General features: G+C 43.5%; 12 protein-coding genes. All 12 read right to left on the bottom strand.

The annotated features are described in order from the left end of the window. Positions 1-31 precede the first annotated feature (31 nt). The 12 genes from B3F51_RS03800 to B3F51_RS03745 all read right to left on the bottom strand — a co-directional run bounded on the left by B3F51_RS03800 (position 32) and on the right by B3F51_RS03745 (position 17,380). The gene (locus tag B3F51_RS03800) at positions 32-1,279 is read right to left on the bottom strand and encodes a serpin family protein (protein WP_286945562.1); all 1,248 of its coding nucleotides are present in this window, start codon (positions 1,277-1,279) and stop codon (positions 32-34) included. A 60-nt stretch (positions 1,280-1,339) separates the two neighbouring features. After that, positions 1,340-1,915: a carbonic anhydrase gene (locus B3F51_RS03795; RefSeq protein WP_286806498.1), complete on the bottom strand. Its 576-nt coding sequence runs from the start codon at positions 1,913-1,915 to the stop codon at positions 1,340-1,342. 133 nt (positions 1,916-2,048) lie between these two features. Continuing rightward, on the bottom strand, positions 2,049-3,965 hold the full coding sequence (locus B3F51_RS03790; RefSeq protein ID WP_286945561.1) for an HD domain-containing protein: 1,917 nt from the start codon (positions 3,963-3,965) through the stop codon (positions 2,049-2,051). After that, positions 3,958-6,948, bottom strand: coding sequence for a response regulator (locus B3F51_RS03785; RefSeq protein WP_286945559.1), 2,991 nt, complete (start codon positions 6,946-6,948; stop codon positions 3,958-3,960). The genes B3F51_RS03790 and B3F51_RS03785 overlap by 8 nt, the downstream gene beginning before the upstream one ends. 113 nt (positions 6,949-7,061) lie before the next feature. Then, complete coding sequence (locus tag B3F51_RS03780) at positions 7,062-7,895, bottom strand: CheR family methyltransferase (RefSeq protein ID WP_286945558.1); 834 nt, start codon at positions 7,893-7,895, stop codon at positions 7,062-7,064. A gap of 48 nt (positions 7,896-7,943) precedes the next feature. Then, positions 7,944-9,875: an HD domain-containing protein gene (locus B3F51_RS03775; protein ID WP_286945555.1), complete on the bottom strand. Its 1,932-nt coding sequence runs from the start codon at positions 9,873-9,875 to the stop codon at positions 7,944-7,946. Between the two features lie 37 nt (positions 9,876-9,912). Next, positions 9,913-10,914: a sensor domain-containing diguanylate cyclase gene (locus tag B3F51_RS03770; RefSeq protein ID WP_286945553.1), complete on the bottom strand. Its 1,002-nt coding sequence runs from the start codon at positions 10,912-10,914 to the stop codon at positions 9,913-9,915. 71 nt (positions 10,915-10,985) lie between these two features. After that, on the bottom strand, positions 10,986-12,248 hold the full coding sequence (uvsE, locus tag B3F51_RS03765) for a UV DNA damage repair endonuclease UvsE (RefSeq protein WP_338076090.1): 1,263 nt from the start codon (positions 12,246-12,248) through the stop codon (positions 10,986-10,988). 336 nt (positions 12,249-12,584) lie between these two features. Continuing rightward, complete coding sequence (locus B3F51_RS03760; protein WP_286945551.1) at positions 12,585-14,987, bottom strand: HD domain-containing phosphohydrolase; 2,403 nt, start codon at positions 14,985-14,987, stop codon at positions 12,585-12,587. Between the two features lie 156 nt (positions 14,988-15,143). Then, complete coding sequence (locus B3F51_RS03755) at positions 15,144-15,818, bottom strand: CDGSH iron-sulfur domain-containing protein (protein ID WP_250934013.1); 675 nt, start codon at positions 15,816-15,818, stop codon at positions 15,144-15,146. 70 nt (positions 15,819-15,888) lie between these two features. Then, on the bottom strand, positions 15,889-16,623 hold the full coding sequence (locus tag B3F51_RS03750) for an amino acid ABC transporter ATP-binding protein (protein WP_148638142.1): 735 nt from the start codon (positions 16,621-16,623) through the stop codon (positions 15,889-15,891). Continuing rightward, positions 16,595-17,380, bottom strand: a complete 786-nt coding sequence (locus B3F51_RS03745) for an amino acid ABC transporter permease (RefSeq protein WP_148638143.1) — start codon at positions 17,378-17,380, stop codon at positions 16,595-16,597. Before B3F51_RS03745 ends, B3F51_RS03750 begins: the two co-directional genes overlap by 29 nt. Positions 17,381-17,385 lie beyond the last annotated feature (5 nt).

The raw sequence follows: 17,385 nt of genomic DNA, 5'->3' as shown, positions 1-17,385 counted from the left end.
CTATCAGTCATAATAACACCGGAATTAATTATTATTTACTTGGGTCAAACACCGTTCCCATAAAAACAATGGCTCCGGTTTTGCTGTCCTGAATGACATAGAAAAATGGTCGGTCGAATTTAAGTTCAAAATCATAGGCAGGCATGCTGGTAACGCTGATTTCCACCGAGGTCACGGCGGCGGCTTCGGTACCGGCCTCATCTACCTGAACAAAGGTCTTGTGCTTAACATCGCTGATATAAATATCAGCTGCGGTGTCGGTTGCTGCCATTCCTGAAAAATCCGCTTTTCCCGGTTGGAAAGCAACTCCCATCCCCAGATCCGTTAAGGCCTGGTTCAATGAATTTTCATATTCCAAAGTAAACTTCGGCAGCATCAGGCTGCCCTCTTTTTTTTCAAAAAGACTCATCCAGTTTGACCAGTTATCCTGATTGAGCTGCTGCTGGAAGTCACTCAGGCTGGAATCTTCGTTGGGTAAAAATAACACCATGGCCATCTGCTCATTTTCACCATAGGGAAGCCGCAAGGCCTGAAAACTGGCTGTTTTTAAATAGTCAAAGGAACCGGTCTGGTACATTGTCGGCACCGTCACGCTCTGTCCATCAGCCAGAGTAAAACTCTGATCGCTGGTAAGATCCTTTTCAAAAGGACTGCTCCAGGCTCCTTTAAAATAGACGGCATTTATCAAAAACATGATCGTTTCCGGGTCAATGGGCGGGGTAACAATCTGATCAATATTGCCCTGAGTTTCATCTTTAACCCATTTGTTAATGACATCGGCCGACTTGGGATCAGCAAAATCCAATTTTTGGGCATCCGCCTGATAATCTTGCTTCACGGTTTTGACAAACGCTTCTGAAAATTTAAAGTCTTCCCTCATCCAGATCGAATTGGCAATATTTAAGGTCAGCTTGGGGTCAGTCGAGGTTAAAAAATACAACAGGGCCTGATTGTTTTCGTTTAGACGGTCACCATCAATGCCCTGAATATTTAAGGCTTTTGCCATCGCCTCCCGGGTTTCTCCGGTTGCGCCATTATAGGCCATTTCCATGGCCAGGGAGATGCCAACAGGTGAGATCATGCTGTTTTTCTTTTCCGTTGCCAGCTTTTTATAGAGATTGAATCCAAAGTCATTGGTCTTTTCAACCAAGGATGTGTCAAACGAATTCAACACCTCTGTCGATGGTTTTGATATCTCGTTTTTTTTGCAACCAGAGCCCATAAATAACAGAGCCGTCATTCCAAACACGCCCATCAGTATTAGCAGTTTTCGTTTCATCTTGGTCTCCTTTTTCTTTAACCCCACTGGCACACCATAACTACGTTTTACTTTAAGCGATTACCCGAAAAACTCCACGACTCCCGATTCCAGATTGTATTTTGCACCCAAAACCCTGACCTCGCCCGCATTGATTCGTTCATTAATGGCCTCACTTTGAAGAATTCTCTTAATGCTATTATCAATGTTAAGGTTTTCACATGTAGCAACATTTTCCTCGCCTGCAATGGCTGGTTGTATTTCTTCCACAATCGATGTAATATACCCGTGACCATGCCCCTGCATGGCGGCAGCCACTGCCCCACAGTGATTATGCCCCAGCACCAACACTACGGATGTCCCCAAATGACCAACGGCATATTCAATACTGCCCAGTTCAAAATCACCAATCACATTGCCAGCCGTTCGAATCACAAACAACTCACCGATTCCAGCCGAAAAAATATGTTCCGGCGGCACCCGGGAATCCGAACAGGTCACAACTACCGCATCGGGTTTCTGACCCGCTTCCACATTTTTGCTTCGTACCTTTGGAGAAACATCACCAGGGTTTTTTTCCGCTGTCACAAAGACCTGATTCCCCTGTTGTAACTTCTTTATTACCGCTTCAATGACATCCTGTTTTTTTTCACACATAGCAAACCTCTTTTCAAATTTAGTCGTGATTTATATATTTCATTGAGTGATCTACTCAATGGAGGTTATCGACGCACTTGCTTAAAACCCTGCCTGGAGTTTTATCGTATCAACAATCGCCATTGAGTATTTTTTAATCAATCACTTGGGCGGGATACTCATTTAAAACTTTTTCGATAAAGACATTGGCGACTTCCGGATCAAACTGACTGCCAGCACATTTTTTTATTTCAGCCACCGCCTCATGAACACTCAACCCTTTACGATAAGCCCGGTCACAGGTCATCGCATCAAAGGCATCCGCCACCCCGATAATCCGAGCCTGGATTGAGATTTCTTCCCCCATCAGTTGTTTCGGGTAACCTTTTCCATCCCAGCGTTCCTGATGCTCCAGTACGTATCTGGCCAACTCTGAAAATTCGCTGGATGAACTTAAAATCCGATAGCCAATTTCAGGATGTCGTTGAATTTTTTTCCATTCGTCCGGATTCAGTCCCCCAGGTTTATTGAGTATTTTTTCATCGATCCCCATTTTTCCAATGTCATGAATTAATCCGGCGGCCTTTACCTGACTGATATCATCCTGATCAAAATTCATTTTCGCTGCGATTTTTTCGCAGATTTCACTGACTCGCTGTGAATGCAGCATTTCACGGCTGCTTTTTTCATAAAGCGTATTCATAATCAAATCGATGGTTCTGTTTTTAATGCTGGCACTTTCATAGAGTTTGTGACGATACATGTTATCTTCAGCGTTCTTTAGCACCTCCTGAATAGTCTGGTGACTTTCGGTTTTGGTTTCATAGCCAAACGAAATCGAGAAATCAATGTTTCCAACGGATTGTTCCAGTGCTGCGACTTTCATCCGTTTGACAATTTTTGCCGTTTGATCCTCATCCGTCTGGGGTAGCAGTACAATGAATTCATCCCCACTAAGCCGGGCCACCACGTCCTGATTCCGGCACTCTGCCTGGATGATCCCGGCCACTTTTTTTAGTAGCTCATCACCCAAGGCATGCCCAAACGATTCATTAACCAGCTTTAAACCATTGACATCAGAAATAACCAGACTGAGCGGCAGATTTTCATCCCGATCAATGTTAATCAGGGCTTCTTCATAATAGCGGCGATTGTAAACCCCGGTGAGATAATCATGATTGCTTAAATAGCGGATCTTTTCTTCAGTCTGTTTTCTTTCGGTAATGTCGGAAATAATCACCGCCACCTGCTGGGGCTCTGGGGAATAGGCCACCACTTCAAAGTATTTTGCAAACTGCTCAAAATACATTTCATAGCGCATTGATGCGCCTGTTTTGATTAGCTGCGCATATTTTTCAACCAGAAAATTCTTTGAATCGGGCATGATTTCTGATAGGGTTTTCCCCAGAATATCCTGACTTTTTAATCCGGTCAGCCGTTCAAAGCTGGGGTTAACATACAAAAAGTTGCAATCTGCTGGTTTCCCATTATGATCGACCAGAACCTCATGTACGGCCAGGCCCTGCTCCATCTGAGTAATCAGTCGGCGGTTTCTTTCTTCACTGATTTTAAGGCTGTTAAGCAGTTCCATGGTCTTGATATGGGCGGCCTTCAGGGCCGCCGTTTTTTCTTCCACCATCTGGGTCAATCGGCCTTGTTCGTCCTGCTTTTGACGGTTGGCGGCTTTTATTTTGACCATCGCCCGGAGTTGGGCAGTCAATTCTGATTCATCGATGGGTTTGGCTAAAAATGCTTCCGCACCAGACTCAAGCGCCAGAATACGGTGCTCCCGATCCCCTTTAATGGCGGTGACAAAAACAACTGGAATTTCTTTTGTCTGAGGATCGCTCTTAAGTCTTTGACATACTTCAAAGCCATCCATTTCCGGCATCACAATGTCCAGTAGAATGACATCGGGATCTTCTGCCCCGGCAATCGCAATCCCCTCGATTCCGGTGGTGGCTGTCAGCACCCTGGCTTCGGAAAAGGCTTCCCGGATCAGTGCCCGCATGGTGATCAGATTATCCTGATTATCATCAATTGCTAAAAATTTCAATTGTCTATCAGCCATAGAGTACCTCCCGTATTACTTTTAAAAACTCCCGTTCAATGATCGGTTTTGGGATAAAGGCATCAAAGCCCTGGGCTAAAATTCCTTCCCGATCCTGGGTCATGGCACTGGCGGTTAACGCAATGATCGGGATCTTCTCCAATCCCGGCACGGCCCGAATCGCTTTAAAGGCCTGGACCCCATCAATTCCCGGTAGGGCAATATCCATCAAAATCAGATCGGGAACAAACTGTTTGGCCATCTCAATACTCTCCTGACCATCGGCTGCTTCCAACACCCGAAAATGATCGCTTAGCAAAGCTTTCACCGTGATCATATTGTCCGGGTTATCTTCCACCGCCAGCACCAATGGCTTACGCTGATCCGTCCGGGGTTTCCGGGGCTTAATCTCTTTTTTATGCGTTACCGGATAAAGCATGGAATCGATGGCTTTTTTGAGTTCATCCCGGTTGACATCACCTTTTTGAATCAATTGATGAATGTTATTTCTAGTCAGACAGTTGAGCTCATCCTGGGTAATATGCTTAGCAGTCAGAATCAGCACCGGTACATGCGCTGTCGCTTCAGCTTCCCGGAGGGTCTGAAGCAGTTCAAATCCATCAATTCCCGGCATCATCAAATCCAGAACCATGGCATCCGGAATCACTTCTTCCATGATTTCAAACGCTTCTTGGGCATTCCGGGCTACCTTAATCGTATGGCCGCTTTCAGCCAGCAAATCTCTAATCTGAATCACCGCCGGTTCGCTATCCTCAACCATCAACAGGGTTTTGCTTGAGGGATCTGCTGAAGGTTTTCCGGACAATTGGGGTGCTGATATACTCGTTGCTGATTGACCGCTCCCCCGTTGTCCTTGATAGGCGGGTTCTCCTACCTTTTTATCCGGTGCGTAATTCATCGGTAGTGACAAAATAAATTCAGATCCCTCATTGACCACGCTTTTCACACGAACGGTTCCCCCTAACAGGTGGGCATATTTTTGTGCAATGGCCAACCCCAGCCCGGTGCCCCCAAACTTACGGGAAGTACTACCATCTCCCTGTCTGAACTCATCAAAAATATAGGGCAGATAGTTTTCATCAATTCCGATGCCGGTGTCAGTAACCCGAATCTCTATGTTTTCGTCATCTTGACCAATGAATAACTCGACCTGACCCTGCTCGGTGAATTTAACCGCATTGCCAGCCAGGTTTTCCAGAATATGACGGCACTTATCGCTGTCACTGTTAATATAAACGGCCGTGTTGCCCGATCCGTTACGACAGATCACATTTTTCTCACGGGCCTGAGGTGCCAGCATTTCCACCACCTCATCGATCAATTGGTTAATATTAAAGGTGGTGATTTCAACCTCTTCACGACCCGCCTCGATCCGGGAAATGTCCAGAATATCATTTATCAGTGCCAACAGATTTTTACCATTCCGTTCGATGACTTCAAGATAGCTGTATTCTTCTTCGGGAATCTCATTTTTAAGGCGCCGGTTTAAAATTCCGGATAGGGCAATGACCGAGTTAAGCGGTGTCCGCAATTCATGACTCATATTGGATAAAAAGTTCGTTTTAAGTTGGTTCGCCTCATTGAGTTCTTTTTTCTGCATTTCCAACTCGATGTTCTGATGAATGAGTTCCACCGACTGTTCTTCCATTTCATTCTTCTGCGCATCCAGCTCCCGATTCTGATGTTCCAACTTCTGGGAAAAGGCTTTGATGGTACGATAGGCTAAAATCCCTTCAATTCGGGCACTCATGGTGCTAATGGTCTTTTCGATAAAATCAATGGCTTTTTGATTGTATTTTCCGATGGCGGCCAGGGACACCACAGCAATAACCTCACCGCCAAAAATAATCGGAATGGTGATAATTTCCCGGGGCATAAACTTCCCACTGACCGTATAAAAGACAAATCGAGAATCCTCCGGGATATCCTTGATATGGGTGTAATGACCACTGGCAAGCGATGCTCCGAATTCTCCTTCCAGGGTGTCTCCGGCAAACGCCACCCGGCCTATTTCATCCAATCCGATTGATTCAAAATGCTCAAATTGATTCGTATCGGCGTTTCTCAGATAAACCGCCGCCACCTGGGAATCGGTATAGCGGGACAGGGTATTGAGGGTCTTTCTAAAGAAAATTTGGGCATCTTCTTCAGCTAGCATAATTTTAATAAAATTGGCTGTTCGTTCATTCAGCTCCAGGTTTTTTTGAATGTCATCAGCCAGCGTATTAAAAGAAGCCGATAGGATCCCAAATTCATTCGTGTAAGCATAAACACTTCGGGCATTGTGATTTCCGTTTTGAAATTCATCCGTTGTTCGGGTGAGCTCATTTAACGGTTCCTGAATATTTCGAAGTAAAAGAACGCTTATCAATACGGATAACACCATAATGATTAATACAATCATGGCTAATTGCAGTTTTATTCGGCTATATAAGTCCGTTGTGCCCTGATAGAGTTCATCGGCTTTATTACTGGCGAAATTTTCTACCACTGCCATTTTTTCAGTTAAGGTCTCCCGATAGACTCCCACCTTTTCACCCGGCAGCAGACTTTTTCGGGCGGTTTCCAGGTCTCCGGCCAGAGCATTTGCCACGATATCGGCCCGGGCCGTTTCCCAGTTGATGTACGCATTATAGGCCGCATCCACATCCTGTTTGGGCCCTAGATAAAGCTCCCGCAAAATATCAAATTGGATCTGGATATCAGCATCATATTGCTGCATCGCTTCAATGGCGCTATTACGTTCTTCCTGGGTATTGGCCAAGAGCAGATCTCTAACGCCCACCCGCATACTCAAAATGTCCGCATCCAGCCGATCAATTGCCCGGGTAACCTTAAAGGGGTGGTCATACATGGTTTCGGCCTGATTTACAATGGTATTGGTTTGCATATAAACCAAAATCCCCAATAAAATAACAAAAAATATGATAATCACAAAACCAATCGCAAGCTGAGTCTTTACTTTTAAATTTTTAATGTTCATCTTTTCTCCCGGAACCATGACTATGAGGTGCAACAATTTTGACAACACCGCACAATGGTAGTTAGTCTTTCTTTTGTGCAAAAGAGTTTTGGTATTATATTCTGTTCATCCCATTACCGACTGATCTGAAAAATAGGCACACTGGAAGACAGCATCTTTAAATCCTGATCTTTTGCCATAAAGATGGATTCAGCCTCGCCCGTGACCAAATAACCGCCTTTGGCCAGAGAGCGTTTTAGTTTTCTGATTATTGACCGTCTCACATCAGTGCTATAATAAAAAAGCAGATTACAACAAAATATGATGTCAAAATCACCAAAAATGCTATCTGGAGGATTGCTCGAATGGGAATCCAATAAATCATACTCCGAAAAATCGATTTTTTCTTTTAGTTCCGATCCAATGGCGTAAGCATCACCCTGTTTTTCGAAATAATTTTTCAGCTGTTTCATACGAATATTTGCAATGTCATCACCATCATAAAGGCCCGTTCTGGCGACGCTTAAGGCTTCCGATGAAAGATCGGTGGCAAAAATTCGAAATCGCCTCGGCTTTGACACAGACTTGATCCCTTCTTCTAACAAAATTCCGATCGAATAAGCTTCCTGGCCAGTGGAACAACCTGCCGACCATACTCTGATTTCCCCGTTTTCCGGTTTATGACTGAAGAGTTGCGGCAAAATCAGCTTTTCGAGCACCGCAAAGGTCAATGCGTTTCTAAAGAACTGGCTGTAAGTGATCTGAAAAGATGCCATTAATAAATCGGCTTCCAAGCGATTTTGCTGTAAATACAAGGGGTATTCCGCAGCACTAAGCTTAATGCCTGCCATCCGCCGCTCCAGTGATTTAATCAGAAAAGCATCATCATAAATCGTCAGATCTTTTTTATAAATCTCTTTCATAATCCGAATCAGCTCAAAAATGGTTTTATTTGCCTGTGTTCCCATCCGTATCCCCCCTAGTATCCTACCTGATGTCCAAATCAGCAGGTGTCGCTAACGAATCATTTCCGAATGCACAACTTCAACCAGCATTTTGGCCACCAGGGGATCAAAATGGGTTCCGGCACAGCGTTTGATTTCCGTAATGGCCTCATCATAAGCCAGTGCTTTGCGATAGGCCCGATCACTGGTCATGGCATCAAAGGAATCGGCCACCGCCACAATTCTTCCCTGCAGCGAGATTTCTTCCCCCTTTAAACCTTTTGGATATCCATGCCCATCCCAGCGTTCATGATGTTCCAGGATACAATTGGCCATTTCCGAAAACTCATTTGCCGAGCTGAGAATCCGATAACCAATTTCAGGATGTCGCTTAATTTCCTGCCACTCTTCATCGCTCAGAGCGCCAGTTTTATTCAGGATTTTTTCATCAATTCCCATTTTTCCGATATCATGGATCAGTCCTGCTGTCCGGATCTGATTGATTTCATCCTGATCCAGCTTCATTCGCAAACCAATTTTTTCACAAATGTGACCAACCCGGCTTGAATGCATCATTTCCCGATTGCTTTTTTCATAAAGGGTGTTCATAATCAATTCGATGGTTTTACTGCGCATGCTGGCACTTTCGTAGAGCTTATGACGATACATATCATCTTCAGCATTTTTTAATATCTGCTGGATATTCTCTTCTTTTCTGGTTTTCGTGCGACTACCAAAAGCAATGGAAAGTTTCAATCCGCGAATTTTTTCCCGGGCTGCCAATACTTCCAGTCTTTTGATAATCAGAGCCGCTGTTTCAGCATCCGTTCGAGTTAGAATAATAACAAATTCGTCACCACCCAGTCGGGCAATTACATCGTTCTCACGACAACCGCTTTTGATAACATTGGAAGCTTTCTGGAGCAATTCATCCCCTACTGCATGGCCAAAGGAATCATTGATCATTTTTAAGCCATTGACATCGGCCATAACCAGGGTTAATGGGTAATTATTTTCCGTATCCAGTTTTATCAGGACTTCTTCATAAAAGCGTCGGTTGAACAAACCGGTCAGATAATCATGGTAACTCAAATACCTGATTTCTTCCTCCGTTTTTCTAATTCGGGTAATATCCTGAACGGTTCCAAAATTTCCAATATGGTTTTTCTCTTCGTCAAACTGGGGAATCATCCGCATATTGATAATTCGCTCTTCACCATCCTGACGAAAGATCCGGAAAATAAAATCAGCTGTTGATTTTTCGACCATTACCTTATTGATATTTTCAAGAATAACAGGAATCTCTTCTGGCTGGGCAAACCGGAGAAATTGCTCTTTGGTATCCACTTCATCAATGGAAGCAATCCCAAAGATATTCAGCACTTCTTCCGAACAGCTGATTTTGTCATTTTTGAAATCAAACTCATAACTTCCCAGATGCGCCAGTTTTTGCGCTTCGACCAGCGCTTTCTCACTTTTTTTCCGGGCTTCATTTTCTTTTTCCAGCGATTTCAGCAGTTTGAGGGTTCGAGCATGGGCGGCCTTTAGGGCCACATTCTGCTTTCTGACCCGGTTGTTAAGTCGCTCTTTTTCATTGCGTTTTTGAAGATTGGCCCAGCGGATTTTTGCCATTGCCCGAAGCTGAGAAAGCAGTTCCTGTTCATCAATCGGCTTTGATATAAAACCTTCACCGCCGCATTCCAGCGCCAAAATCCGATGTTCCCGATCGCCTCGGGCAGCGGTCACAAAGACCACCGGAATATCGGCCAGATCGGGGCTGGCTTTTAATTGACGACACACCTCAAAACCATCCATCTCCGGCATGATAATATCCATGAGAATAATATCCGGGTCTTCCGACACCGCCATTTCAAACCCCGTTCGCCCAGTAAAAGCCATCAAAACAGTAGCATCTGAAAACACATCACGAATCATGGCTTTTAAGACAATCACATTATCCGGGTTGTCATCAATCACTAAAATCTTTAATTGTCTTGTTTCCACAGGTCACCTCGTCCATGATTTTTTATATTATTGATCACTACTGATATTCCACCCGGTTTTGCCCCTTCTCTTTCGCCCGGTTTCGGGCTGTATGGGCTCGCGAAATCAAGGTTGCCGGCAGTAAGTCTTTGCGATAGGCGGAAACCCCAAAACTGGCGGTAAGCTTCCCAACGGTATTGAAACGAGTATTTTCAAGAATTGTCCGGGTTTTTTCTGCCAGTGTAATGGCACCTTTTTCATCGGTATCGGGAAGGATCACTAAAAATTCCTCTCCGCTCCAGCGTCCCACAATATCCGTCACCCGAACGTTGTCCATAAGCATCGCGGCCACTGCCACCAGCATCTCATCCCCAACCTGATGCCCGTAAGTCTCATTGATCGTACGAAGCGAGTCCACATCAACCAGCATAACCGAAAAAGGTGCCTTTGTCCGCTCGGAGCGTTCCAATTCAAATTGCAAAAATTCATCGAGTTTTTGACGATTAAACACCTGGGTCAGTTTGTCCTTAATCGACAGCTTTTTGATTTCCTCTTCCAGTCTTTTGATTGCAGTAATGTCCCTGATGACACTCAAGATGTGCGCTTCACCCTCAATGCTGATGGCCTGGGCTGATACCAGTCCGACAAACATTTCACCATTGACATCATTTACCATGATTTCCATGTTCTCACTGACACCGGTTCGCTTCAATTCTTCAATTAGCTGATCCCGTTTATCCAATTCAAAGTATAAATCATGAATATTCGTCACACCAGTCATGATATTTTTCCCTCTGGTTGTTATCAATTTATGGAAGGCCCGGTTATAGGACACTAATTTTCCATCTTCCATGGTGGTGATAATGGTTGGGTCAGGAAATAAGTCAAAAATCATCTCAAAATGCTTTTTACAGGCACTGCGAATACCCCCGATCATCTCATTGAGCTCAATAAAATCCGGATCATTTCCGTATTTTTCTAAAACATCATTGTCCGGTTTTTCCTCCGCAACGATGCTTTTCAGGTATTTAATCAATTCTCTGATTTCAGCATTTAACATGATCTTCCCTTCACAACTTTCTGACTCATCATCGAAACGTTTTTTTGCCAATCTGTTCCCATTCATTTTATTCAGATAATAACATAGTAATACGAATCCAACAGGTAGGTTTGCTCATACTTAACCGTCATTTTCCACAGATTTTTCTTCACCTTTTTAATGGAGGCTTCCCCTTTTTCGTATTGATCCAGTAGTTTTAGAAAATACTTCTTCTCACTGGGCAAGGCAATCGTTCTGAAATACCCCCAGATATGTTGCGCCACATTAATTGAGTTGCCCATAGTGGTTTCTTTTTGAAAAGATGCTTCAATCAGATTATAAAACTCCATGCAGGGATAGCTGTCCTTATTGTTCAGCAGTTTTCGAATCTCCAGATAATCAAGGGGAGATCTTTCCAATACTGCATATTTATATTTACTCCACTCATGTTCCAAGCGATTAATTTCTTTCTTTGTGGTTATGCAATTAATGCACTTCATCGCCGATAAATTCTTGTCTTTCACTTCCAGCATGATATCCAGATCTCTGCCATCCAGCTCCTGATGAAAGGCCATAAATTCGTTTATTCCGATGGTCTTGGAATGCGAACCCGGTTTTTTATCGGGATGCTGCTGGGAGTAATGGATTTTTTGCTTACCATCCTGACTTTTCCAGGTAGTTTTGCAAATATCAATCCAATATGTATCCGGCTGCTTTTCATCACACGGATTCACCTGGTGATGCAGGTTGTCAAAAATCACCGGAATGTCCAGGGCTTTTCCAATGATTAAAACATCACTGATGGTGTATGATTTATCGTCGTTTTCAATTACCAATCGTTTTTTAACCGTTTCACTCAACCGCTGGTAATTTTTTAGAAAGCGTTTAATTGCCTGTTTTTTATCATTATATATTCCCCCGACGTGGAGGATAATCTTATTTTCCGGACCCAGTCCCAGGCTATCCATGACACAGGCATGATAGTCCAAATCGGCAATGGCATTCGCCACAATATTTTCGTCCGCCGAGTTTAACACAGTATACTGTCCCGGGTGCATGGAAACGCGCATGCCACTTTTGGCAATTTTCTTGCTGATTTTTTTAAACTGTTTTTCAAAAACTTCCCACCAGACAATCCGGTTGACTGGATTTGATCCAAACGGAATCAGTGATGAGCTGATGCGAAACAACTCAATCTGATTTTCGATATTATAGTCAATCATCTTTTCCAGGGCGTTCAAATTGTGTTTAATCAATTCAGTCAATTTTTCTTCGGACGCATTTTTCAGCAAGCACGTTTTCAATTCCGTATTAAGCACACCCACCGTTAAACATGCATATCCTATCCTCATCATAACCTTCTTTCCTATCCGTTCCCACTACTTTAATCGCTTTTTACTTTCAAAGTGATTATTAAAGCCTAAAAAATAACCATTATCAAAAATCTCCATCCAACAGCCACTTATGTCGCATAAATAAACCCGTTCGATCCGATATCCCCAATGATTTCGTTCATTATATCAGAAATGATTGCGAAACTGAAGTGAAATGGTCGTTAAATCAATGATATTTCATTTATTTTCGACCTAAAAAAGAGCCAGATTTCAGGCTCTTTTTGCTTTTTTGTAGACAGGTAACTTTTACCTGCCGTTCTTTTTCTAATTCGGTATCCGTGATTTGCCAACAAATTATCATTTTTTAGTCAGCACTTTTTCAATAAAGATCCGTGTCACTTCCGGATCAAACTGCGTACCGGCATGCTTTTTTAGTTCATGAATGGCATCGGCCTGACTCAATCCGCTACGATAGGAGCGATCACAGGTCATGGCATCATAGGCATCCGCCACCCCAATAATTCTTGCCTGCATGGATATTTCTTCCTGCTTCAATTTTTTGGGGTAGCCTTTCCCATCCCAGCGTTCATGATGTTCATAGACATACCTTGCCATTTCGGAAAATTCACTGGAAGAACTCAAAATCCGATAACCAATTTCAGGATGCCGCTGCATTTCCTGCCACTCCTCGAAATTCAAATGGCCGACCTTGTTGAGGATTTTTTCATCAATCCCCATTTTGCCAATATCGTGCATCAGCCCAGCCGCCCCAATTTGGTTAACCGCATCCTTACTCAGGTTCATCTCGATCGCAATGGCTTTACAGATCTCGCTGACTCTCCGGGAATGAAGCATTTCCCGACAACTCTTTTCATAAAGAGTATTCATAATCAGTTCGATGGTTTTATTTTTGATGCTGGCACTTTCATAGAGCTTATGCCGATACATGTCATCTTCAGCCCGCTTATATATCTCCTGAATGTCCTGGTTTTCGCTTTCCTTTATTTCGCAACCAAATGAGATCGAAATATCAAAGGCGTCGATTTTTTCATTTAAGGTCTTTGCTTTCAGGTCATTGATCACCTCAACTGCCTGAAAAATATCCGTCTGTGGTAAAATCACAATAAATTCATCGCCCCCCAGTCTGGCAACAATACTGTTCTTTGGAACTGCTTCTGTAATCAATCGGGCGGATTTTTTTAACAACTCGTCTCCCATCGCATGACCAAAGGAGTCGTTTATCAGTTTAAGACCGTTGACATCGGCCATGATCATCGTAATAGGCAGATTATCCGGAACATCCAGCCGCTCCAGTTCCTCTTCATAAAACCGCCGGTTATGGAGACCCGTGAGATAATCATGGTAACTCAAATATCGGATTTCCTGTTCAGCCTGTTTGCGCTCCGTAACATCTGTAATAATCACCGCAAATTGCTTGAATCGGGGTGAATAGGCAACAACTTCAAAATATTTACCCACAAACTGGTCATAAAACTCAAACCGCACTGGCTGACCGGTCATGGCTACCTGACCGTATTTTAAGATCCACTGCTTATCCATAGCCGGTGCCACTTCCAGGGCAGTCTTGCCGATAATCTCCTTCCGTTTCATACCAACCAGCTTTTCATAGCTTTCATTGGCATCCAGATATCTAAAATCCACAGGATTGCCGGTCTGATCAAAAATAACTTCGTGCACCGCCAGTCCCTGGGCCATTTGGGTGATCAGTAGCCGGTGTTTTTCTTCACTTTCTTTTAAAGCTATTTCTGCCTGATGACGATCGCTAAAATCCACCAGCATATAGCTGACCAGCTTTCGCTTAAGATCGAAATCATTTTTATTTACATAAAACCAGCGGATGGTTTCATCCGTTCTGACCTTTACCGGCGTGCGTTTATGATCCCCCCGATTTAGAATTCTCAGTATTTCAGAAACACTTTCCTTGTTTCCCGCAAAAAAAAGCCTGGCAGCGGGATTCATACAAATAATCTCCGCATCACCATTGATCAGAAAGGCGACCTCGCCGATATTCCAGAAGGTTTGTTTCCAACGATTGATTTCCAATTCAAATAAATCATTTTTTACTTCGTTTAAACCAATCATGGCTGAAATGTACAAAATCACCACTGGCGTCGGATCGACATATTTATCACCCCCCATCAGGATCACCAGTACCGCAAGCCATGACACCTGTATTGACACAAGGATGAAACGATAACTTTTTTTCAAACTTGGGGAATTCGTTTTTTGATATGCTTTGATCAATGTGACTATTAAAAACAGCAGAAAAACAATGTAGTAGGCAAGAATCAGATAATAGCCAATGTTTTTGGAGGTACTGGCAACCGAAAAACCATTAACTTTGATCAATTCCACCCAGTTAAACGCCAGATGATGAATCGGATTGGTGATATATAGTATCCAGAGTATCCCTGAGAGGGTTATCAGCAAATATTTAATTGGCTGGGAAATTTTGACTTTTGCAAATTGGGAAACAAATAAGATTCCAAACGTTGGAATAAATATCACGCCCAGATTCGCAAGATCCCGGGCCAGGATCATCATTTCAATGTTTTGCGAGTTGAGCGACAGAAAGTACCCCAATGCATAAATTGCCGAAGAAAACATCAGGGCCGAAAAATAATTAAACTGGCCCTCGACTTTTTGCTTTAAGAGTTTTATTCCCACAACACTATAGCCGGCCGCAATGATCGGTAATGCATATACGATTAAATTTAAGAATACCTTTTGTAAATCCATCCACTTCCTCATTCCAGAACGCGTCCGAAAATTCTGCTGTTACCAATCAGCTGATAAAAAGCAGCATTATCAATCTTGACTGAACCTGTATAATACCAGACAAAGGTTAAACGAACCTTTGTCTGGTATCATTTTTTACATAAAATATACCAAGTTTTACACCTGGTCATCCAGATATTTTATATGAATGTGGGTCGCATCACAAAAGGGCTTATTGACCGATTCGCCACAGCGACACAATACCAGCCGATTGCGCTTTTCATATAGGCTGCCATCTGCCGATTGAAGGGGAATCCCCCCCTTAACAAAAATACCACAACTGGCCCCCCGCTCCGGATCCTGAAGAATCACAATTTCGGGTTCATATTCCGGTTCAATGAATGCGCCACTTTTTTCTACTGCCACTAACCGCCCGGCCGGACACTCGCTGGCGGCTTTAATGGCTTCATTTTTGAGGGTGGGATTATCGGACTGCCTGATCAGCTCCCATGCGGTACCATCATTGCGGTGACAGAATCTGGCAAATGCACAGCGGTGGTCATCGAGCATATCCAGATCAGCCCCGGTAAGGACTTCAGCCCGATCGACAAAATCGGCTTTTGATGCGGTTTCATCACCATGAAAATCACATTTTGAATGGGCGCCATCACAAAAAGGCGGATTCTTTGACTTTCCGCAACGGCAAAGGGTATAGGTCTTCGCCTGCGGCAACTCCCGACCTTCCCGATAAACATAGCCTTTTCCCTGGGACGTAATTATTTTCTCTGACAGTTTTATATTTCCGGTAACCACATAAGGCCCGTCTTTTAAAATTTTAATTTTTCCAGTCATTCCATTCTCCACGATCAACCTCCGTGCTTAAATCAAATTTACGGTTTCTTAAAAGGTCGCAGCACCTTGATCAAACCTTCCATTCAAGAATTTTATTTAAAAAATTTTGCAGTTCCTCGGTTTGCGGATTTTTGAATATCCGGGAACTGTTGCCGCTTTCAATGATTTGTTTATTTGCTAAAAAAACAACTTTCTCACAGGCATTTTTTGCAAAACCCATTTCGTGGGTGACGATAATCGTTTTAAGCCCCTCATTTTGCAATTCTCCCAGCATATTCAATACCTCTGCTGTATATTCAGGATCCAGGGCTGAGGTTGGCTCATCCAGCAGCAACAGTTTAGGCTTAACCGCCACCGCTCTGGCAATGGCAATTCGCTGTTGCTGACCGCCCGAAAGTTGAAAGGGATACTTACTCTTTTCATCAGTCAAGCCAAACCGCTCAAAAAGTTTACTGCTGATCTCCAGCGCCTGAGATTTACCCATCCCAAATGTGTGTACCAACGGTAATATGATGTTTTCAAGCGCAGTAAGATGTTCAAACAACCCTTTGGACTGAAAAACGAACCCGATATTGCGACGATAGCTTTGCAGATATTTATTGCTGAACCCGATGATCTCTCCATCGATTTTCAAGCTGCCGGAATCGGGCGCCAAAAGCCCCCCGATGATCCTGAGCAAGGTCGATTTACCACCCCCGGATGGTCCGATCACAGCAATGGAATGAATATCAAAGGAACCACATACATCCTGTAAGACCAGTTCATCCTGAAAGGTTTTACAGATATTGATTAACTCGATATTCATGGTTATACCTCCTTTCCAACACCCCGGAAAACAGCGAAACACCGAAGGTCAGAATAAAGTATAAGGCCCCGACAAAAAGGTAGTTTTCAAACATTCTAAAATTATCTGCCGAAATCTCCTGAACTGTTTGGGTGAGTTCGATGACCGCGATCACCGACAATAATGAAGAATCCTTGATAATCGAGGCAAACTGACCCGCCAGGGCGGGAAGAATCCGCGCCATTAATATCGGAACAGTAACCAGCTGAAGGGTTTTTACCGGTGTCAGCCCAATCGACCTGGCCACCTCATATTGTTGACGGTCAATACTTGCCAGGCCCCCGCGGATGATTTCGGAAATATAAGCGCCTTCAAAAATCGATAAGATCACCACGCCGGCCACATAGCGGTTGTCCACACCCCAGGCAGTGCCAATGATATAGTAAAAAAAATAAATCTGCACCAGTAATGGCGTTCCCCGAATAATCTGAACATAGGCCCGGCAAAAATAACTGATAATCAGGATTCTCGAATTTTGTCCCATGGCAGTGAGTGAACCAATAACCAGACTGACAAACAAGCTGGCTATCGAAATAATTACCGTCATCAAAAAACCTTCCCAAAGTCGCTGCCGATATTGGTAAAGCGTAGAAAAATCCAGTTCCAGTCCAATCGAATTCACTGAAAACCAGAGAAATCCAATCAAAACGACGGCCACAAAAATAGCACTGACCACCTTATTTGCTAATGAAGGTTCTTTATTAACTGTCTGTTTCATCGATC

This window comes from Acetobacterium sp. UBA5834, from assembly GCF_002435675.1.
GTDB classification, from domain to species: domain Bacteria; phylum Bacillota; class Clostridia; order Eubacteriales; family Eubacteriaceae; genus Acetobacterium; species Acetobacterium wieringae.
The sequence above is the reverse complement of the archived record's forward strand: the minus strand, read 5'-3'. Positions and strand labels throughout refer to the sequence as shown.

What these genes read in the sequence shown, in the direction of transcription:
- B3F51_RS03785 (WP_286945559.1), bottom strand. Translation starts at nt 6,948, where the DNA reads ATGAACATTAAAAATTTAAAAGTAAAGACTCAGCTTGCGATTGGTTTT.
- B3F51_RS03755 (WP_250934013.1), bottom strand. Translation starts at nt 15,818, where the DNA reads ATGACTGGAAAAATTAAAATTTTAAAAGACGGGCCTTATGTGGTTACC.
- B3F51_RS03750 (WP_148638142.1), bottom strand. Translation starts at nt 16,623, where the DNA reads ATGAATATCGAGTTAATCAATATCTGTAAAACCTTTCAGGATGAACTG.
- B3F51_RS03780 (WP_286945558.1), bottom strand. Translation starts at nt 7,895, where the DNA reads ATGGGAACACAGGCAAATAAAACCATTTTTGAGCTGATTCGGATTATG.
- B3F51_RS03790 (WP_286945561.1), bottom strand. Translation starts at nt 3,965, where the DNA reads ATGGCTGATAGACAATTGAAATTTTTAGCAATTGATGATAATCAGGAT.
- B3F51_RS03760 (WP_286945551.1), bottom strand. Translation starts at nt 14,987, where the DNA reads ATGGATTTACAAAAGGTATTCTTAAATTTAATCGTATATGCATTACCG.
- B3F51_RS03800 (WP_286945562.1), bottom strand. Translation starts at nt 1,279, where the DNA reads ATGAAACGAAAACTGCTAATACTGATGGGCGTGTTTGGAATGACGGCT.
- B3F51_RS03770 (WP_286945553.1), bottom strand. Translation starts at nt 10,914, where the DNA reads ATGTTAAATGCTGAAATCAGAGAATTGATTAAATACCTGAAAAGCATC.
- B3F51_RS03745 (WP_148638143.1), bottom strand. Translation starts at nt 17,380, where the DNA reads ATGAAACAGACAGTTAATAAAGAACCTTCATTAGCAAATAAGGTGGTC.
- uvsE (WP_338076090.1), bottom strand. Translation starts at nt 12,248, where the DNA reads ATGATGAGGATAGGATATGCATGTTTAACGGTGGGTGTGCTTAATACG.
- B3F51_RS03795 (WP_286806498.1), bottom strand. Translation starts at nt 1,915, where the DNA reads ATGTGTGAAAAAAAACAGGATGTCATTGAAGCGGTAATAAAGAAGTTA.